Annotated in this window: 14 protein-coding genes and 1 pseudogene; 13 read left to right on the plus strand and 2 right to left on the minus strand. The window is 71.3% G+C overall.

Annotated features, from left to right (window positions below):
* Nucleotides 1-22: 22 nt before the first annotated feature.
* From ACQP17_RS00105 to ACQP17_RS00135, 7 genes are all read left to right on the plus strand, one after another.
* A complete protein-coding gene (locus tag ACQP17_RS00105; protein ID WP_433854294.1) occupies nucleotides 23-1,003 on the plus strand; it encodes an ABC transporter substrate-binding protein in 981 nt (326 codons plus the stop codon).
* Nucleotides 1,000-1,797 (plus strand): 2,3-dihydro-2,3-dihydroxybenzoate dehydrogenase, encoded by a 798-nt coding sequence (locus tag ACQP17_RS00110; protein ID WP_433854295.1) that lies wholly within the window; start codon nucleotides 1,000-1,002, stop codon nucleotides 1,795-1,797. The genes ACQP17_RS00105 and ACQP17_RS00110 overlap by 4 nt, the downstream gene beginning before the upstream one ends.
* Before the next feature lie 106 nt (nucleotides 1,798-1,903).
* On the plus strand, nucleotides 1,904-3,118 hold the full coding sequence (locus ACQP17_RS00115) for an isochorismate synthase (protein WP_433854296.1): 1,215 nt from the start codon (nucleotides 1,904-1,906) through the stop codon (nucleotides 3,116-3,118).
* Nucleotides 3,115-4,773, plus strand: a complete 1,659-nt coding sequence (locus tag ACQP17_RS00120) for a (2,3-dihydroxybenzoyl)adenylate synthase (protein ID WP_433854297.1) — start codon at nucleotides 3,115-3,117, stop codon at nucleotides 4,771-4,773. Before ACQP17_RS00115 ends, ACQP17_RS00120 begins: the two co-directional genes overlap by 4 nt.
* Before the next feature lie 13 nt (nucleotides 4,774-4,786).
* Nucleotides 4,787-5,419 (plus strand): isochorismatase family protein, encoded by a 633-nt coding sequence (locus tag ACQP17_RS00125; protein WP_433854298.1) that lies wholly within the window; start codon nucleotides 4,787-4,789, stop codon nucleotides 5,417-5,419.
* A gap of 6 nt (nucleotides 5,420-5,425) precedes the next feature.
* The gene (locus tag ACQP17_RS00130; protein ID WP_433854299.1) at nucleotides 5,426-5,656 is read left to right on the plus strand and encodes a phosphopantetheine-binding protein; all 231 of its coding nucleotides are present in this window, start codon (nucleotides 5,426-5,428) and stop codon (nucleotides 5,654-5,656) included.
* Nucleotides 5,653-9,591, plus strand: a complete 3,939-nt coding sequence (locus ACQP17_RS00135; protein WP_433854300.1) for an amino acid adenylation domain-containing protein — start codon at nucleotides 5,653-5,655, stop codon at nucleotides 9,589-9,591. Before ACQP17_RS00130 ends, ACQP17_RS00135 begins: the two co-directional genes overlap by 4 nt.
* A 121-nt stretch (nucleotides 9,592-9,712) precedes the next feature.
* Here the strand turns inward: ACQP17_RS00135 and fes are convergent, their stop codons facing one another.
* Nucleotides 9,713-10,972, minus strand: a complete 1,260-nt coding sequence (gene fes / locus ACQP17_RS00140; RefSeq protein ID WP_433854301.1) for an enterochelin esterase — start codon at nucleotides 10,970-10,972, stop codon at nucleotides 9,713-9,715.
* Nucleotides 10,973-11,210: 238 nt separating this feature from the next.
* Here fes and ACQP17_RS00145 point away from each other — a divergent pair, with 238 nt between their 5' ends.
* The 6 genes and pseudogenes from ACQP17_RS00145 to ACQP17_RS00170 all read left to right on the plus strand — a co-directional run bounded on the left by ACQP17_RS00145 (nucleotide 11,211) and on the right by ACQP17_RS00170 (nucleotide 18,783).
* Nucleotides 11,211-12,266, plus strand: coding sequence for a YncE family protein (locus ACQP17_RS00145; RefSeq protein ID WP_433854302.1), 1,056 nt, complete (start codon nucleotides 11,211-11,213; stop codon nucleotides 12,264-12,266).
* A 328-nt stretch (nucleotides 12,267-12,594) separates the two neighbouring features.
* Nucleotides 12,595-14,162 (plus strand): annotated as a pseudogene (locus ACQP17_RS00150) (RHS repeat-associated core domain-containing protein); the annotation flags it as partial.
* Nucleotides 14,163-15,004: 842 nt separating this feature from the next.
* Nucleotides 15,005-15,325, plus strand: a complete 321-nt coding sequence (locus tag ACQP17_RS00155) for a hypothetical protein (protein ID WP_433854303.1) — start codon at nucleotides 15,005-15,007, stop codon at nucleotides 15,323-15,325.
* 383 nt (nucleotides 15,326-15,708) lie between these two features.
* Entirely contained in the window at nucleotides 15,709-16,146 is a 438-nt protein-coding gene (locus ACQP17_RS00160; RefSeq protein ID WP_433854304.1) for an amidase family protein, read from the plus strand.
* Nucleotides 16,147-16,658: 512 nt separating this feature from the next.
* On the plus strand, nucleotides 16,659-17,804 hold the full coding sequence (locus tag ACQP17_RS00165) for an ABC transporter substrate-binding protein (protein ID WP_433854305.1): 1,146 nt from the start codon (nucleotides 16,659-16,661) through the stop codon (nucleotides 17,802-17,804).
* Nucleotides 17,805-18,030: 226 nt separating this feature from the next.
* Nucleotides 18,031-18,783, plus strand: coding sequence for a nucleotidyltransferase domain-containing protein (locus tag ACQP17_RS00170; RefSeq protein ID WP_433854306.1), 753 nt, complete (start codon nucleotides 18,031-18,033; stop codon nucleotides 18,781-18,783).
* 160 nt (nucleotides 18,784-18,943) lie between these two features.
* Here ACQP17_RS00170 and ACQP17_RS00175 read toward each other — a convergent pair whose 3' ends face one another.
* Entirely contained in the window at nucleotides 18,944-19,909 is a 966-nt protein-coding gene (locus tag ACQP17_RS00175; protein WP_433854307.1) for a GNAT family N-acetyltransferase, read from the minus strand.
* Between the last annotated feature and the right edge of the window lie 72 nt (nucleotides 19,910-19,981).

The raw sequence follows: 19,981 nt of genomic DNA on the forward strand, positions 1-19,981 counted from the left end.
CGAACAACGGAGATTTCACGTCATGTTGCTGTTCTCATCCCGTCGCGCCGCCCGCCCCGTCGTGGCGACCGCCTTCCTCGCCGCCTGCGCGCTGACCGTCTCCGCCTGCGGCTCCCCCGAACAGCAGGCCGGCGCCGCGGACGCGCCGGACACGGCAGGATCCGCCCGGCTGACCGACGCGACCGGCACGGAGGTCAAGGTGCCGGCCGCGCCCCGGCGGGTCGTGGCCCTCAGCGAGATGGACCTGGACTCGGCGCTCGCGCTCGGCGTCAAGCCGGTGGGCCTGACCGCGGGCCGCGGCCAGCACGGCGCCCCCGCGTACCTCGCCGACGAGGCCAAGGGCATACCCGTCGTCGGGGCGGTGACCGGACCCGACATCGAGAAGGTCATACGGTCCAGACCCGACGTCATCCTCGCCGGGCAGACGGCCGACGCGCAGGTGCTCGCGCAGCTGCGGAAGATCGCCCCGACCGTCGTCACGATCGACCGGAACAAGGACTGGAAGAAGTCCCTCACCCTCACCGGCAAGGCGCTCGGCAAGGCCGACCGGGCCGGGAAGTTCCTCGCCACGTACGACACCGAGGTCGCCGCGCTGAAGAAGGACCTCGGCGCGCGGGCCACCTCGAAGGTGTCCGTCGCCCGCTACTCGGCCAAGGGCACGGCCGTGATGCAGCAGGGCGTGTTCATCAGCGACATCCTGAAGGACCTGGGCTTCCGGCGGCCGGGGGTGCAGAACCAGAAGGGCGAGGGCCACTCGACGCCGATCAGCGACGAGAACCTCCAGCAGATCGACGGCGACTGGCTGTTCCTCGGCACCCTCTCCACCACCGGCCCGGACGCAGGCCTCCTCGACAAGCTGGCCGACAAGCCCGCCTACCGGCAGCTGGGGGCCGTGCGCGACAAGCATGTGACCATGATCGACGGGTCCAAGTGGACGAGCCTGGGCGGCGCCGAGGCCGCCGTCTCGACGCTCGACGACATCCGCAAGGCCATGGTCAAGTGAGCGCCGAGCAGGAACTCTCCGGACGGCTCGCCCTGGTGACGGGGGCGGGCCGGGGCATCGGCGAGGCGGTGGCGCGGGCGCTGGTCGCACAGGGCGCCCATGTCGTCGCCACCGATCTGGCCCCCGAGAGCGTCGAGCAGCTCGCCGGGGAGTGCCCCGGGCGCGTCACGGCCCGCGCCCTCGACGTCACGGACTCCGCGGCCGTCGAAGCCCTCGTCGCCTGGGCCGAGGACGCGCTCGGCCCCCTCGACATCGTCGTCAACGTCGCCGGAATCCTGCGCGGTTCGCAGGTCGTGGAGCTGACCGACGAGGACTGGGCGGCCACCTTCGCCGTCAATACGAGCGGTGTGCTGCACACCTCGCGGGCCGCCGCCCGCCGGATGGCCGGGCGCGGCGGCGGCAGCATCGTCACCGTCGCCTCCAACGCGGCCGGGATTCCCCGCGCGGGCATGTCCGCCTACGCCGCCTCGAAGGCCGCGGCCGTGATGTTCACCAAGTGCCTGGGCCTGGAAGTCGCCGCGCGGGGCGTGCGCTGCAACACCGTGTCGCCCGGCTCGACCCTCACGGACATGCAGCGCGCGATGTGGGCCGGCGCCGGCCCCACGGACGAAGCGGCCGCCGCGCGGCGCGTCATCGAAGGGGACCTGACGGCGCATCGCACCGGCATCCCGCTCGGCCGGATCGCCGATCCGGCCGACATCGCCGAGGCCGTCGTCTTCCTGGTCTCCGACCGCGCCCGCCACATCACCATGCACGATCTGTACGTCGACGGCGGAGCGACGCTGCGGGCCTGAACCGTCCCGCTCCACCGCCGTTCGACCGGAGCGACGCCGCGGGGCCGAAACGCCCCCTCCGCTCCCCCGCTCCCGACTCCGGCTCGTGCCCTCTCTGGAGACCCCCATGTCTGCCTCACTGTACGAACCCACCGCTCCCCTCCCGGACCCCGCCGTGACCCCGCTGCTCGTCCCCGGCGAGGCCACCGCCCTGCTCGACGACTACCGCCCCGGCGAGGACCGTTTCCTCGCCACGCCCGGCCGGACGCTGCTCGCCCGCGGCACCGCCGCCACCGTGCCGCACGGCTCCCGGCCGGTGGCCCAGCGGGTGCGGGAGCTGCTCGGCGCGCGGCGGCGGGCGGGCGACCCGGCGCCGGTCGTCGTCGGCTCGCTGCCCTTCGCGCCGGACGCCCCGCCCGCACTCGCCGTCCCGCGATCCGTGCGCTGGGCGCCGCCGCTGCACCAGGACCCGCTGATCGCGCTGCCCGTGCCGGACGACGAGGACACCGGCTGGCAGGTGCGGGAGGTGCCGTCGGCCGAGCGGTACGGCGAGGCCGTCGCCGCCGCGGTCGCGCGCCTGCGGGCCGAGGAGTTCGACAAGGTCGTCCTCGCCCGGACGCTGGAGCTGACGGCACCGCGGGAGCCGGATCTGCCCGCCATGCTGCGGCGGCTGGCGCGCCGCGACCCGTCCGGCTACACCTTCGCCGTCCCCAGCGGCGCGGGCCGGACCCTGATCGGGGCCAGTCCCGAGCTGCTCGTCGCCCGCCGCGCCGGCCGGCTCACCGCCAACCCGCTGGCCGGGTCCGCGCCGCGCAGCGGCGACCTGGCCGAGGACGTCCGGCGCGCGGCCGCGCTGCTGGAGTCGCCGAAGGACCTCCATGAACACGCCGTCGTCGTCGATGCCGTCCGTGCGGCGCTGGCGCCGTACTGCGTGCGCCTGGACGTGCCCGAGCGGCCGACGCTGGTGCGTACCGCGGCCCTGTGGCACCTGTCGACGACCGTCACCGGTGAGCTGGCCGACCCGGCCGTGACCGCCCTGGAGCTGGCGGGCGCGATGCATCCGACGCCCGCCGTGTGCGGCACCCCCACCGGCGTGGCGCGCAGCGTCATCGCCGCCTCGGAGCCCTTCGACCGGGGCCCGTACACCGGCATGGTCGGCTGGCAGGACGCGGACGGCGACGGCGAGTGGGTCGTGACGATCCGCTGCGCCGAGGCGGCGGGCCGCATGCTGCGGCTGTTCGCCGGCGCCGGTGTGGTGGCCGCCTCCACCCCGCAGGCCGAGACCGCCGAGACCGCCGCCAAGTTCCGTACCTTCCTCAGCGCCGTGGGAGCCGCACTGTGAGCACCGGAGCGCAAACCCCCGCCACCACGCCGGGCCTGGACGCCCCCACCTGGCCCGCCGAGTTCGCCGCGCGCTACCGCGCCGCCGGCTACTGGCGCGGGGAGACCCTCGGGGGGATGCTGCGCGAGCGGGCCGCCGCACACCCCGACCGCCTCGCCCTCGTCGATCCGGCGCCCGAGCGGCGCACCTGGACCTACCGGGAGCTGGACGAGCGCGCCGACCGGCTGGCGGCCGGGTTCGCCGCGCGCGGGATCGCCCGGGGCGACCGGGTCGTCCTGCAACTGCCCAACGTCGGTGAGTTCCTCGAAGTGGCCTTCGCGCTGTTCCGGATCGGCGCACTGCCCGTCTACGCGCTGCCCGCGCACCGGGCGACGGAGATCGGCTACTTCTGCTCCTTCACCGGAGCCGTCGCCTACGTCATCCCCGACCGGCACGCGGGCTTCGACCACCGCGCCCTCGCCGCGGAGGTCAAGGAGCGGACGCCGAGCCTGCGGCACGTGTTCGTCGTCGGGGACCCCGGGGAGCACACCGCGCTGTCCGACGTGCCCCGCGACCCGGCCGGGGCGCCCGGCCGGCCCGAACCGCACGAGCTGGCGTTCCTCCAGCTGTCGGGCGGCACGACGGGCGTACCGAAGCTCATCCCGCGCACCCACGACGACTACCTGTACTCGGTGCGGGGCTCCAACGACCTCTGCGGAGTCGACGCCGGCACGCGGTACCTGGTCGTCCTGCCCGCCGCGCACAACTTCCCGATGAGTTCGCCCGGCTGGCTCGGTGCGCTGTACGCCGGAGGCACCGTCGTGCTGTGTCCGGGGACCGATCCGGCGACGACGTTCCCGCTGATCGAGCGGGAGCGGATCACCCTGACGGGCCTGGTGCCGCCGCTCGCCCTGGTGTGGACCCAGGCCGCGGCGGCCGGCGGGCACGACCTGTCGAGCCTGGCGGCGGTGCTCGTGGGCGGCGCCAAATACAGCGAGGCGGCGGCCCGCCGGCTGGAGCCCGCCCTGGGCTGCCGCCTCCAGCAGGTCTTCGGCATGGCCGAGGGCCTGGTCAACTACACCCGGCTCGACGACGATCCGGAGACCGTGGTCACCACGCAAGGGCGGCCGATCTCCCCGGCTGACGAGATCCGGATCGTGGACGACGCGGGACGCGAGGTGCCCGAGGGCGAGTCCGGCCAGTTGCTCACCCGCGGGCCGTACACCATCCGCGGCTACTGGCGAGCGCCGGAACACCAGGCGACGGCCTTCACCGAGGACGGCTTCTACCGCACCGGCGACCTCGTGCGCCGCACCCCCTCGGGCCACCTCGTCGTCGAGGGCCGGGCGAAGGACCAGATCAACCGGGGCGGGGAGAAGGTGGCGCCGGAGGAGGTCGAGAACGTCATCCTCGCCCACCCCTCCGTGCACGATGTCTCCGTCGTGGCCGTCGCGGACGACTACCTGGGCGAGCGCACCCTCGCCTACGTCATCCTGCGCGCGGACGCCGCCCCGCTGAAGGGCGTCGCCGTCAAGCGCTTCGTCCGCGAGCGGGGGCTCGCCGCGTACAAGGTCCCCGACCTCGTCGAGTTCGTCGACGCCTTCCCGCAGACCGGGATCGGCAAGGTCAGCAAGAAGGGCCTGCGGTCCGCCGCGGCCGCCACCGAGCAGCACTGAAAGGCCCGTTGTCATGGCACTTCCCGCCATCGCCCCCTATCCCCTGCCGGCCGTGGACGAGCTGCCGGCGAACCGTGTCGCCTGGACGGCGGACCCGGCGCGCGCCGTGCTGCTCGTGCACGATCTGCAACACCACTTCCTGAGCGCCTTCCCGCCCGGCGAGCAGCCCCTGACCGGCCTGCTCGACAACACGGCACACCTGCTGAAGCGGTGCCGGAGCCTCGGCGTGCCGGTCGTCTACTCGGCCCAGCGCGGCGGGCAGACGCCCGCGGAACGCGGGCTCCAGCTGGACTTCTGGGGCCCCGGCGTCGCGGACGACCCGCAGGCCCTCGCCGTGCCCGGCGCCGTGGCGCCCCAGGACGGTGACACGGTCCTGACCAAGTGGAAGTACAGCGCGTTCGTCCGCACCGAACTCGAGGCGATGCTGCGGGAGTCCGGCCGTGACCAGCTCGTGGTCATCGGGGTGTACGCGCACATCGGCGTGCTCATGAGCGCGTGCGACGCGTGGATGCGGGACATCCAGGCGTTCGTCGTCGCCGATGCCGTCGCCGACTTCTCCCGCGACGACCACGACATGGCGCTGCGCTGGGCCGCGGGCCGCTGTGCGGTCGTCACCACCACCGACGCGCTCTTCACGGAGGTCTGAACCGCCATGTCCCTCACCCTGGAACAGATCCGCATCGATGTCGCCGACTCCCTCGGCGAGGATCCCGCGGACATCCCCCTCGACGAGAACCTCGTCGACTACGGGCTGGACTCCGTCCGGATCATGACGCTCGTCGAGCGCTGGCGCCGTGACCACGGGGTCGTGGCCGCCTTCGTGGACCTCGCCGAGCGCCCCGCCATCGAGGCCTGGGCCCCGCTGCTGGGGGTCACCCCGTGACGGCCTTGCTCACCGGCGGCACCCCGCCCCGCCCCGCCACCACGGACGGCGAACTACCGCTGACCGCCGCGCAGTTGGGGATGTGGTACGCGCAGGCCCTCGATCCGGCCGGCCCCGCGCAGAACACCGCGGAGTGCCTGGAGATCGACGGGCCGCTCGACCCGGACCTCTTCGCCCGGGCGCTGCGGGTGGTGACCGCCGAGGCGGACGCCCTGCGGGTCCGCCTCGAGGACACCCCCGACGGCCCGCGGCAGTACCTGCGGGACGAGGTCGCACTCCCGCTGACCGTGCACGAGCTGCACGCCGAGGACGACCCGGCGGCGGCCGAACGGTGGATGCGCGCCGATCTCGCCGAGCCCGTCGACCTGTCGGCCGCTTTGCCCTTCCGGCACGCCCTGTTCCGCGTCGGCGAGGAGCGGTGGCTGTGGTACCAGCGCATCCACCACGTCGTCATGGACGGCTTCGGCTACTCCCTCCTCGTCCGCCGCACCGCCGAGGTCTACACGGCGCTCGTCCACGGCGAGGCACCCCCACCGCGCACCTTCGGCACCCTCGCCGACCTGGTCGGCCAGGACACGGACTACCGCGCCTCGGCGGACTGCACCACCGACCGCGCCCACTGGTCGTCGGCCTTCGCCGACCGGCCCGAGGCCCCGCGGCTGGCCGGACGCGACGCCCTGCCCTCGCGCACCTTCCGCCGCCGCACCTCGCACCTGCCGCCGGAGACCACCGAGGCGGTGCGCGCGCTCGCCGCCCGGCTCCGGGCGACCTGGCCCGAGGTACTGATCGCCGCCAAGGCCCTCTACACCTCCCGCGCGACGGCACACTGCGAGGTCGTCCTGGGCCTGCCGATGATGGGCCGGATGGGTTCGGCCGCCCTGCGCGTGCCCGGCATGGTCATGAACGTGCTGCCGCTGCGGCTGACCGTCACCCCCGACGCCACGTTCGCCGAGCTGGTCCGGCAGGTGGTGCTGGGCATCCGGCAGGCCCGCCGGCACCAGCGCTACCGCTACGAGGACATCCGCCGCGATCTGGGACTGCTCGGCGAGGGCCGGGCCTTGGTCGGCCCGCTGGTGAACATCATGCCGTTCGACTACGGCGTGGACTTCGCGGGCGCCCCGTCCCGCGCCCGGAACCTGTCCGCGGGCCCGGTCGACGATCTCACCGTCAACGTCTACGACCGCGCCGACGGCCGCGGCCTGCGCATCGACCACGACGGGAACCCGGCCCTGTACGAGGACCCGGATCTCGCCGCCCATCAGGAGCGCTTCCTGCACCTGCTGGACCGCCTCGCGACCGATGACCCGCACACGCCGCTCGCCGCGCACGGCATCGCCACGCCCGCCGAACACGCGCTGGTGGTCGACGAGTTCAACCGTACGGACCGCCCGCTGCCGCCCACGACCCTCGTCGGGCCCATCGAGGCGCGGGCCATCCGCAGCCCCGGCGCGACGGCACTGGTGTACGGCGACACCTCGCTCACCTACGCCGAGCTGAGCGCCCGCGCCAACCGGCTGGCCCGGCATCTGAAGACGCTCGGCGCCCGGCCCGGCGCGGTGGTCGCGGTCTCGCTGCCGCGCTCGGCGGACCTCGTCATCGCCCTGCTCGCCGTGGTGAAGGCCGGAGCCGCGTATCTGCCGCTCGACCCGGACTATCCGGCCGAGCGGATCGCCTACATGCTGGACGACGCGGCACCGGTGTGCGCCGTCACCGACCGCGCGGGACGGCTGCCGGCCGGCACCACGACGCCGCTCGTCACCCTGGACGGGCTCGATCTGACCGCCTACCCGAAGACCGACCCGGGCCGGGCGCTGACTCCCGCCCACCCCGCATACGTCATCTACACCTCCGGCTCCACCGGCCGCCCGAAGGGAGTGGTGGTCTCGCACGGGGCGATCGACAACCGGCTGCGCTGGATGCAGGACACCTACCGGCTGACGGCGGACGACCGGGTCCTGCAGAAGACCCCGTCGTCGTTCGACGTCTCGGTGTGGGAGTTCTTCTGGCCGCTGCGCGAGGGCGCGGCGCTGGTCGTGGCCGAGCCGGGCGGCCACAAGGACCCGGTCTACCTGGCCCGCCTCATCCGCGAACGGGCCGTGACCACCTGCCACTTCGTGCCGTCGATGCTCCAGGTGTTCCTGGCCGGCGCGGACCCGGCCGGCTGCGGGACGCTGCGCCGGGTGTTCTGCAGCGGCGAGGCACTGCCCCGGGACACCGCGCGCGCCTTCGCACGGGCGCTGCCAGGGGTCGGGCTGCACAACCTGTACGGCCCGACGGAGGCCGCCGTCGACGTCAGCCACCACACCTGCGCGCCGGACGGCACGGGAGCGGTGCCGATCGGACAGCCGGTGTGGAACACCCGCCTGTATGTCCTGGACGCGGCGCTCCGGCCGTGCCCACCGGGCGTCCCCGGCGAGCTGTACCTCGCCGGCCGGCAGCTCGCCGACGGCTACCTGCACCGCCCCGGCCTCACCGCCGCCCGGTTCGTCGCCGACCCGTTCGGCCCGCCTGGCAGCCGGATGTACCGCACGGGCGACCTCGCGCGCTGGACGCCGCGGGGCGAGGTCGAGTACCTCGGCCGCACCGACCACCAGGTGAAGCTGCGCGGCCAGCGCATCGAACTCGGCGAGATCGAGGCCGCGCTGGCGGCACACGACGGGGTGGACGGCGCCTGCGCGCTGGTGCACACCGACGCCGCGGGCGAACAACGGCTCGTCGGCTACGTCACGGGCGACCCGGACCCCGCAGCCGTCCGCACCGGGCTCGCGCGCGTCCTGCCGGAGCACATGGTGCCCGCGGCGGTGCTCGCCCTCGACTCCTTCCCGCTGACCCCGAACGGCAAGCTGGACCGCCGGGCCCTGCCCGCCCCGGTCTTCACCGGCGGCGCGCGCACCCGGCGCCCGGCCGGCCCCCGGGAAGAAGCACTGACCCGGCTCTTCGCCGAGGTCCTCGGACTCGCGTCGGTCGGCCCCGACGACGCGTTCTTCGATCTGGGCGGCACCTCTCTGCTGGCCGTCCGCCTGGTGGCGCGCGTCCGCGAGGCGTTCGGCACCGAGCTGACGATGGGGTCGCTCTTCGAGGCCCCGACGCCCGCGGCACTCGCCGCCCGCCTCGACGCCTGCGGCCCGGCCGCCGGGGACGCCCTCGACGTCGTACTCCCCCTGCGCGCCGCGACCGGGCACGGAGGACCCGGCAAGCCCCCGCTGTTCGCCTTCCACCCCGCCGGCGGCATCGCCTGGTGCTACGCCGGACTGTCCGCCCGCCTGGGCCCCGACCAGCCCCTCTACGCCATCCAGGCCCGTGGCCTGCTCCGTGACGAACCGCTGCCGCGCACGCTGGAGGAGCAGGCCGCCGACTACGTCCGTCACCTCCGCACCATCCAGCCGCACGGCCCGTACCGGCTGCTGGGCTGGTCCGTCGGCGGCGTCCTCGCGCACTCCGTCGCCGTCCTCCTCCAGGAAGAGGGCGAGGAGGTCGCACTCCTGGCGCTGCTCGACGCGTTCCCGGCAGAGCAGTGGCGCGGGCGGTCCGCGCCGGAGGAGGGCGACGCGCTCACCGCCGTGCTGCGCATGGCGGGCTTCGACCGCACCGGCGAACGCACCCGCGACGACGTCCTGGCCACCCTCCGCCGGGCCGGCAGTCCACTGGCCGGCCTGTCGGACCACACCCTGTCGAAGATCGTGGACATCGTGCCCAACCACGCCCGCATGATGCGCGAGCACGGGCACCGCCCCTTCACCGGCGATCTGCTGTTCTTCACGGCCGCCGCCCCGCGCGCCGAGGACTGGCTCACCCGCGAGGCATGGCACCCGCACGTGACGGGCGCCATCGCCAACCTCGACCTGGACTGCACCCATCCACAGCTGATGCGGGACCGCCAACTCGACGAGATCGCGGCCGTGTTGGCGAGCCGACTGAAGGAGCTGGACGTATGACCACCGCGGGCCGGTAGCCGGTTCGGGGCCTGCCCCGGGGTCCTCTTTCGACTCCGGGCCAGGCCCCGTAGAAGGCGTGGGCCGGCCGGGGCATCCCATAAGGCACGATCCGAGAGGTGTCTCACCCGTGCGCGAGCAGCCCCACCAGCCCGTCGACCAGTTCGGTGCGCCAGCACAGATAGTCGTGCCCGCCGTTGAACTCGCGGTAGACCGCGTCGTCGTACCCCGCGGCCGCGAGGGTCTCCCGCAGCCGCCGGGCGGCGGGCAGGGCCACCCATTCCTGCTCGCCGAAGGAGAGCCAGAACCGCACGGGCAGCCGCGGCGCCTCGGCCAGCCGGCCGGTCAGCCACTCCGCTCCGGGCCCGTCCGGCCACCAGAACGAGCCCGACTGGGCCAGGACGTTGCCGAAACGGTGCGGCGCCGCGAACGCCGCGTACGCGGCGGTGAGACCACCGAGGCTCTGACCGGCGATCACGGTGCGCGCGGGGTCGTCGGTGAGCGGCAGCCGCGCGGCCGCCCATGGCAGCAGCTCCTCGTCGAGGAAGGCGACGAACTCGGGACGGCACGTCAGCTCCGACCACCGGGTGGCGGCGTCCACCGAGTCGGGCAAGATGACGGCGAGCGGCGGGATCCGGCCGTCGGCGATGAGATTGTCGAGGAGGTGCGCGATGCCCAGCCGCGGCTGCCAGTGCTCACCGTCGAGCAGCACGAGAACGGGCAACTCCGCAGGCTCCACTTGGGTCACGGCGGGCCGGTAGAGCCAGACGCGCCGTCGGCCACCGAGATGCGCGCTCGCCACCTCGTACTCCCCGACCGTCCCCCGTGCGACGTCCGGCCGCGGCTCCCAGTCCACCCCGCCCGGCGCCCCGGCCAGACCGGCGTACGGCACCGGCTCGCCACCCCAACGGCGTGGCAGGGAAAGGGTGTTGTACGGGTCGGGGCGACGCTGACTCCGCAGCCACTGCCAGTACCCGGCACCGCCCGGCGCGGGACCACCTCCCTCATCCACGAAGAGGTCGTACGTGCCGCGCCAGTCGCGGCGCAGACGCACCGCCCAGTGCCAGATATCGGTGCCGGGCACCCGCTCCATGAGGTTGCCCTCGGGCGCCCGCGGGTCGCCCAGCTTGTTCGGCAACACCTGCACGGCACGCGTCCCGGGCCCGCCGCGCCACAGGTACCGCACGGCCGCGTGCTCGGCGCTGCCCTCGGGGTCGGGCAGGACGAGCGGAGTGCCGCGGCGACGGACATCGGCCCAGAACCCCTCGACATCCCCAGGCAGGGGCGGCATCAAGCCCGGCTCCACGAGGCGGGGCACCGGACGGGGGCGCGCCAGCCGGGGAGGGTGACGGGGAGTGTCCTCAGGAGGCACGGACGCGGACATACGACGGGACTCCGAATACGAGAAGGGCCAACTTAGGGTGACCTTACCTCCCACCCCGCATCGACCGCACCCCCTACCACCACCACCCCACTCCCGCACCCGAGTCGACGACCCCCTCCCGACCAAGACAGTTGCACCCAACCCCGCACAACAGAACACCCCGCAACTTAGGTAAGGCTAAGCTAACCACCATCACGTGCGCTCCCAAGGGCGCCCTCCCCAAGGAGACTGACGCAGCATGACCACACCCACCCGCCGCACCCACCGCACCGCCGCGATCACCGTGGCCCTCGCCACGTGCAGCACCCTGACCCTCACCGGCACCGCGACCGCGGACGCCGGCCACTCCCCCGCCCGGACCGCGGACTCCGCACCCGTCGCGAAGGGCCTCTACCAGTCCGCTTACTCCGAGCGGAACCACGTCCTGTGGGCGACCTCCGCCGTCGGGCGTCCGCCCATCACCAACTCCCGCCTGCTGAAGGTCGATCCGCGCACACTCAAGACCGAGGCGTCCTACGCCCCGCCGGTCACCAACGCGCAGACCGGCGCCGTCGAGGCGGTCTACGGCGTCGCCGTCGACGACGAGCACAACACCGTCTGGACGACGAACACCGGCAACGACTCGCTCGCCGTCTACAGCCAGCGCACCGGCAAGCACCTCACCACCCTGCCCGGCGTGAAGCACGCCCGGGAGGTCGTGGTCGACGAGAAGCACCACCTGGCATGGGCGAGCGGCTTCGGCGACGGCAGCATCGTCGCCTTCGACACCCGCACCTACAAGGAGAAGAAGCGCACCACGATCCAGGGCGCCAGCCCGGCCGGCATCACCGTGAACGAGCGCACCGGTACGGCCTACGCCACCGACCTCGCCCACGACCGCATCATCGAGATCGCCCCGCGCACCAAGAGCCCACGCCTCATCCCGGCGGGCGACGCCCCGATCTCCCTCGCGCTCTCCCGCGACGGCCGCACCGCCTACACCGCCGACCAGGCCGCCGGCACCGTTTCGGTCATCGACCTGCGCAAGGGCGCCGTCACGAAGACCGTACCGACCGGGGCGGGCACCCTGTCCGTCGACGTCGACCGACGCTCGGGCCGCGTCATAGCAGCCAACCGCACGGCCGCCACCGTCACGGTCGTGGACCCCCGCAAGGGCACCGTCGTCACCACCGCGCCCACCGCCGCCAACCCCAACCACGTCGAGGTCACCCACGGCACGGCCTACGTCACCACCAAGTCCGCCTCCGGCCCCGAGGGCCAGGACCTCCTGCACCGCCTCCGCCTCGGCCGCTGAGCGCCGTCATCGACCGAGGGGGCAACGCCTGCTCGCACGGGTTCCGGCCGGACGGAAAGCGCAGCGCGGAGGGGGCGTCGATGCGCAACCGACGATCTCGCTGAGGCTGCAGTGGCGGGTTCTCGCCTCGAATGCGGCGTGAAGTCGTACAACCTCGGGGCGTGGTGACCGGCATCACCTGACACCTTCGGGCGGAATGACAGTTCCATGGCATGAGTCCGTTTTATGTAGCTACTCAGGCGAACGCGCTTGCGTATACGTTCCCGCTCACAACTTCTTCATGAAATCTTCATATTCGTGGGCGGGGGAACAGGAATGCGGGTCTCGGTGCGCCGACGGCGCCGTGCTGGCCACCGTCTACGACGGCCTCGGTCGCAAAACGGAACTGCACGACAAGACACCCGTCGGGCCGCTGCGCGCCAAGTGGGTCTATGACACCGTCACCAAGGCCAAGGGGCAGCTCGCCGAATCCACCCGCTACATAGACGGCAAGGCCTATACCCAACAGGTCACCCAGTACGACCCCGTCTACCGTCCGCAGCGCACCGCCACCATCATCCCGGACTCCGAAGGGGCGCTGGCCGGCACCTACGCAGAGTCAACCAACTTCTATCCCAACGGTCAGCCGATGGGGCGCGGCACGGCAGCGGCGGGCAACCTGCCTGCCCAGGTGTGGAACTGCGAGTACGCAGACAACACCCTGCGCACGACCGCGGTCCACAACTCCGGTATCCGCTCCGATGCGACATACACGCTTACTGGCCAGCCCCTGACCTACAAGATCGTCGGAAGCGGCAAACCCACCCAGGTCACCAACACCTACGAGTGGGGCACCCAGCGCCTGTCCAATTCCCGCGTTGACCGCCAGGACGTCGCAGGCGTCGACAAGTCCACCACCTACGGCTACGACCCGGCCGGCAACATCACGTCCCTCTCCGACGTCTCCGCACCGGCACCGACACCCAGTGCTTCACCTACGACCACCTCCGCCGACTCACCGACGCATGGACTCAGGATGAGAAGACCTGCGCCGGCCAACCCACCGGCTCCCTGATCTCCGGCCCGGCCCCCTACTGGCAGTCATACGGCTACGACACGGCGGGAAACCGCACCACCCTCACCCAGCACGACCCCACCGGCGACGCGGCCAAGGACACCAAGAGCACCTACACGTACCCCAAGCCCGGCACGCCCCACCCCCACACCGTCACCTCCGTCGATACCACCGGCCCGACCGGCACCAGCACCTCCACCTACGGCTACGACCCCACCGGCAACACCACCACCCGCACCCTCCACGGCGACAAGCAGACCCTCACCTGGGACGTCGAAGGCCATCTCACCAAGGTCACCGAACCCGCCGGCGACAAGGGCACCAAAACCACCGCCTACGTCTACGACGCCGACGGCAACCGCCTGATCACCCGCACGGGCGACCGGACCACCCTCACCCTCGGCGACCACACCGAACTCACCCTCGACAAGGGCGCCGACAAACCCAAAGCCACCCGCTACATCCCCCTCGGCAGCGGCAACCAGGCCGTTCTCGCCGACGACGGCACCTACACCGTCACCCTCGCCGACCACCACGGCACCGGCCAACTCGCCATCGACGCAGCCGACCAAACCCTCACCCAGCGCCGCAGCCTCCCCTTCGGCGGCCCCCGCGGCACCAAGCCCACCAACTGGCCCGGCTCCAAGGGCTACATCGGCGGCACCGACGACACCGCCGACACCGGCCTCACCCACCTCGGCGCCCGCGAATACGACCCGGACACCGGACGCTTCCTGTCCGTCGATCCCATCATGGACCCGGCCGACCCCCAACAGATCAACGGCTACACCTACAGCAACAACAACCCGCTGACGTTCAGCGACCCCACCGGCCAGTTGTTCGCAGACCCCGACGGCTCAGGACGCGGCACCGGCGTCGTCCACAACCGCCACGGCGGCATGCGCCTCTCCGGCTCCAGGGACTACATCCCGGGCCCCGGAGCCTGTATCCAGCCCTACTGCCACCGGCCCTACAACGGCCCCATCTACCAGAGCGCGGGACAGCGGGCAGCCGCACAGTACATGTGTGGCTGCGAGCGGCCCGAAAAATTCGTCAACCAGGAAATTCCGCAAATCCCTTATCTGTTCCCTGCCGAGAGCCCCTTCGGGATGATGGAACGCGGGAATTGGCGGGGAGTCATCTCCTTCACCATAGAGGGAAGCAAGTGTAAACCCGACGACGATATGTGCAACAACATGCACTACGGCGTCATGCCAATCTTTCCAGGAGAAGCTGGCGGCCTGCCCAATTCGCAATTGCCGCGCCTCCCTGCGGCAGGATTTTCGGGCGCAGCAGATTTCGCGAAATTTGGATCCACTCTCAGATCAGGACTGCAGGAGCTGGGGCATGGCGACGTAACTCCGGTTCTACAAGGTAGCTCTGTAACTGGAAAGAGCTTCAAGACGGGACAGGATTTCGGAGCGCAAAGTGATTTCGACGTTGCTTTGGTGAGCCCTGAACTACTAAGCCAGGCAAAGCGAGCAGGCGTTTCAATGCGCTCACGCGGTACACGTACAGGCCCGCTCCGGGCTAACGATCTGCGCAAGCCCCGCCTCGGCGACTTCCGCGAGAATATGATGGATTCAGTAGGAGGGCGAGAGGTGAACTTCATGATCTACGATTCTCTGGAGAGCGCCACAAGCCGAGCGCCAAGCATCGTCATCCCCTGAGCAGAGGAGGCAACATGCCTGATCGCTTCATCGTGTACGGTTTCCAAGGTGATGAACTCAGCGACGCTGAACGACTGATCGCGGGAGCTCTAGAAATAGTGTTCACTGCACGGGAGAGTTCTTTCAGGGGAGGAAAATATCTCATCCACCGCGGGCCCGACCGTCTCGAGATCACCATTGAGTCGAACTTCGCCGACGATGAAGGCGTGCTCTCCGTTCCGGAATTTCCCCGGTGCTTGACGCTCATCTTCGTCGGCCACGCAACCTCAGAAGTAGAGCACAGACTGAACAGTGTGGGTGAAATTGAAATGCTCCGCACCGAGTTGATTGAATAGCCGTGCCGCCCCTCACGAAATTCGACACCTACACAGTGGCGATGGGGCTACCGACGCAGCCGATCGGGGCCCCGCTGATGCGGCCGCCGACCGACGCGAGCATGAAGGTCAGTGGGCTCCAGGTGCGGATCTCAAGATGCGCGGGGTGGACGCCGGGATGGATGCGGCCGGTCTCCAGGAGTCAATGTGTCAACTCATGCGCACCGCGCTGCCCATGGCGGCTCATGCACAAGTTGTCAATGATCCGACTGGGCCTGCAGCAGGCCCAGTCGGGTGCCTGATGCAGGCGGTGCTGCCGCGGGCACGGCCTGCGGTGCCCGTGTGTGACCGCCAAGCGGCGTGGCGCATCCTTCGTTCAGTGCTGCACTACCGCCGAGCCCGAGATGCTGGCGAGCTACGCGTGGGGACGCCGGGTGAGCGGTGCGGAGTTCGTGCACGCCCTCGGGGTGCGCAACCGGGTCGCCCGGTCGATCGGCGCGCACTTCGACCGTCACGACGTACTGCTGACACCCACCCTCCCCGAGCTCCCCGTGGCCATAGGCACCTACCGGCGTGGTGCGGAGGGCGCGGACGGCTTGGGCTGGCTGGCGCACCTGTTCCACAGGTCCCCGTCCACCGCCGTCTTCAACGTCGCCGGCACCCCCGGCATGTCGGTCCCGCTGGCGACCGATCCGGCCACCGGCATGCCCCTCGGCCTCCAGTTCGCCGCCGGCTACGGGCGTGAGGACGTGCTGTTCCGTCTCGCCGGGCAACTGGAGCGGGCCGCTCCTTGGGCACAACGCACGCACCCCGTCTGGGCCGGCGCGCTCCCGGCCGCCTGAATCCTTCCGTTGCCCCGTTCTGCCGGAAATGGGAGGAGCCCGCAGCGCCGTCGCGCGTGCCGCGAAGGGGTCACCGCCTACAGGGCCCCTTCCGGACGGTGGGGTCCAAAGCGACACGAATAGGTCATCCGGTCGCGGCGTTCCGCGGTCTCATCGGCGGTCCTGCCGGAGGGGTCTTGACAGACCCCTCCGGCAGCTGGAGTGTTCCCGCGCCGCCCCCCACCATGGCCACGTTCGCGCCGCCACACCTTCCCTCTTGCGTCGAGTTGTGGGGAAAGTGTGCAGTACGGCCAGCCGGGGCGAGGGGCCGTGGTAACCCCTGCGAGCTGCGATTGTGAGGGAATCGGAGCTAATAGTTTGACCATTGTTTACCTGTTGCACACCATAGTTGGGCCTACTGAGGCCCAACTTGTTCGGACACGTCGTCGGACAGGTGCTCACCCCCCACGTGCATCCCCTGTGTGGCCCCGCATGAATCCCTTCAACCCTCTGTGCGTACCCCTGGAGAGTCCGTGACCGTGCCCCTGCCGAGGACCGCCGTCCTCACCGGCGTCCTCACCGTCGCCACCGCACTCACCCTCAGCGCCTGTGGCGCTCCCGACGCGTCGAGCGGCGGGAAGAATGCGGCCACCGCGACCACGGCCGAGACCTTCGGCGGCATGGACGCCCTGGCCAAGGCGGCCAAGCAGGAGGGCACCGTGCATGCGATCGCGCTGCCCCGCGACTGGGCCAATTACGGCGCCCTGATCGACGGCTTCAAGAAGAAGTACGGCATCAAGGTCGACGTCGAGAACCCGAGCGGCTCCAGCCAGGACGAGATCAACGCGGTCACCTCGCGCAAGGGCAAGGACACCGCTCCCGACGTCCTCGACCTCGGCAGCTCCTTCGCGCAGAGCGCCGCCCAGGACGGTCTGCTCGCGCCTTACATGGTCGCCGGTTTCGCCGACGTCCCCGACGCCCAGCGGGACTCGATCGGCCGCTGGGCGAACGACTACGGCGGCTACATCTCCTTCGGCTGCGACGCCAAGCGCGTGCACACCTGCCCGACCAGCTTCAAGGACCTGCTCGAGCCGCAGTACAAGGGCCTGGTCGCGCTCAACGGCAGCCCCACCAAGTCGGGTTCGGCCTTCGGCGCCGTGTACGCGGCCGCCCTCGCCAACGGCGGCTCCTTCGACGACATCCAGCCCGGCATCGACTTCTTCGCCAAGCTGAAGCGGATCGGCAACTTCACGACCCTCGACTCCACCCCGGCCACCGTCGCGAAGGGCAAGACCCCGATCAGCATCGACTGGGACTACCTCAACGCCGGGTACACCGACGAGTTCAAGTCCAAGGGCCGCGACTGGACGGTCGCGGTCCCCACGGACGGCAAGTTCTCCCAGTACTACTCGCAGGCCATCAACAAGGACGCGTCGCACCCCGCGGCCGCGCGCCTGTGGCTGGAGTACCTCTACAGCACCGAGGGCCAGAACATCAGACTCAAGGGGTACGCCCGCCCGGCTCTGATGGCCGCCATGAAGAAGGCCGGCACCCTCGACAAGTCCGCCGCCTCGAAGCTGCCGAAGGTCTCCGGCACGCCGACCTTCCCGACGGAGACCCAGCAGAGCAACGCCAAGGGCGTCATCGCCCAGAGCTGGGGCCAGCCCTCTTCCGGCTGACCGCGACGCCCATCAGGGCCGACGGGGTGCCCGCCCACGTTCTCTCAGGCGGCGGGCACCCGGGCCCTTCTCCGGCTGAGGGCCGCGGACGGCGACCCGTGTACCTCCTGCGATCCTGACCGGCAGGAGATCCGCATCCGGGTGCTCGGCGAGTCGGTGAGGACCTCCCGCTGCCGGACCGCATGCCCCTGGAGGTCACGCCCTCGGGGTGGCACGATGAGCGCCCATGAATGATCAAGAAGCCGCGCTTTCTCAGGCCGGTCGCCTCGTGGGCGAACTGTTCCCGCAGGCACTCGGGGCCGTTCTCGGCGGATCAGCCGCCCGCGGCAACTCGACTCCGACGAGTGACCTCGACATCGGAATCCTTCTCCCGGACCGCGCGGAAAGCGGGCGAGAGGTGATCCGATACGAAGGCCGCCTCGTCGAGCTGTTCCTCAACTCGGTCGGTGACGTGCCCGAGTTCTTCAAGTGGGATCGGGCACGCCGCAGGGCGACAGTGGTCTTCGTCTACGCCCAGGGGGTGACGTTGACGGATCCTCATGGGCACGTGGCCCGGACTCGTCAACGGGCACAAGAGGCCCTCGCCATGGGGCCACCGCCGCTGACAGCTGAGCAGTGGCGCCATGGACGCTATGTCCTGACGTGCTACCTGGACGACCTGGCCGACACCGCCACCTCACCGGTGAACCGCTCTGAGCAGCTCGTCGTCGCTGACCACGTACTGCGCGAAGCGGCCGAGCTCGTCACCGCTCACCACGGTGCCTGGACGGGGATCGGCAAGTGGCTGCCCCGTCGGCTCCTTGCCGCTGACCCGGTGCTGGGGAACGCCCTGCTGGCGGGACATCAAGCCGTGGCAGAACGTGCCGACCCCATGCCGCTGTCAGCCGCGGCGGAACAACTACTGGAGCTGGTGGGCGGGCCGCTGCGCGAGGGGTATTCCCATCGCTGGCAGGCCCGGCCGACCGGTGCTCAACGGTAGGGGTTGCAGCCGCCGAGGCGGGGCCATCAGCTTGCGCACCGTCTCCTCGATCGGTCCGAGGCAGCAGTGGCCTGCCCGACCGCCGTGTCCTGCCGGGCATCGCGGGCCGGCCGCACCCGATCGATGTCGATGAGCGCCGCCACGGACTCACCGTCTCCCCTCACTCCAGCACCCGGGCGTACGTCACAAACTCACGCTCCATCGTGAAGCCCATCCGTTCGTAGAGCCCCAGGGCCCCGGTCGGGTTGGTGGCGTCGACGAGCAGTTCCGCCTTGTCGTACTTCTGCTTGCCGGCCTCGGCCAGGGTACGCGCCAGCAGGGCGCGGGCCGCGCCGCGTCCCCGGTGGGATTGGCGGGTGCCCAGGTGGCCGATCGTGCATGCGCGGTCGCCCGTGGCGGCGTGGTCGGCGACGTACTCGTCGGCGAGGAGGTATGCCGCGACGCTGCCGTCGGCGTCGAGCAGCAGGGAGGAGAGACCGGCGCGGAACGAGCGGGCGCCGGTGAACCAGGTGTCCCAGTCCGTTCGGTCCGTCTCGGTGTGATTCCAGTGATCGCGGAACGCGTCGTTGTGCGCATGCAGGGTCGCTTCGTCGAGGGCCGGGTCGAAGGACGTCAGGCGCAGGCCGTCCGGCATCTTCAGCGCGGGCAGCCGGTCCGCGTGCAGGTCGTGCGTCATGCTGAACCAGTAGCGGCGGGGCGTGAAGCCGGTGTGCCGGGCCAGCGCGGCGAACCCCGCGTTGTCGGCCAGGCCGTCGATCAGCAGTTCCGCCGGTGTGCCGGGGTGGCGCTCGGACCGGATGGCCGCCGCGCGGCCACGCATCCAGTCGACCAGCCGGGTGCCGATCCCCTGCCGACGCCACTCCGGATGGACGGCGGCGGCGGTGTCGAAGCGGGCGATGTCCCGTACCCGCTCCGGCTCGTACACCATGGCGTACGCCACCAGCCGTGAACCCTGCCGGAGGGCGAGGGTGTGCTGCGCCAGGTCCACCTTGGGGTCGGTGAGTTGCTGCAGGACGTCCGTCTCGTCCTCGTGCAGGCCCGTTCCGTCGACGCGTTCGACCCCGGCGCGCAGGGTCGCGAGGTCCCGGGCGTCGGCCGTGGTGAGCGGACTGAGGTGAAGAGTCATCCCGTGAACGGTACAAAGGGATCAAAGGGTGCGTCGAAGGGTTTTCGGCGAGTTCTGGCAGGCGCGCGCCCC

It is taken from the genome of Streptomyces kronopolitis (assembly GCF_050953795.1).
GTDB classification, from domain to species: Bacteria; Actinomycetota; Actinomycetes; order Streptomycetales; family Streptomycetaceae; genus Streptomyces; species Streptomyces kronopolitis_A.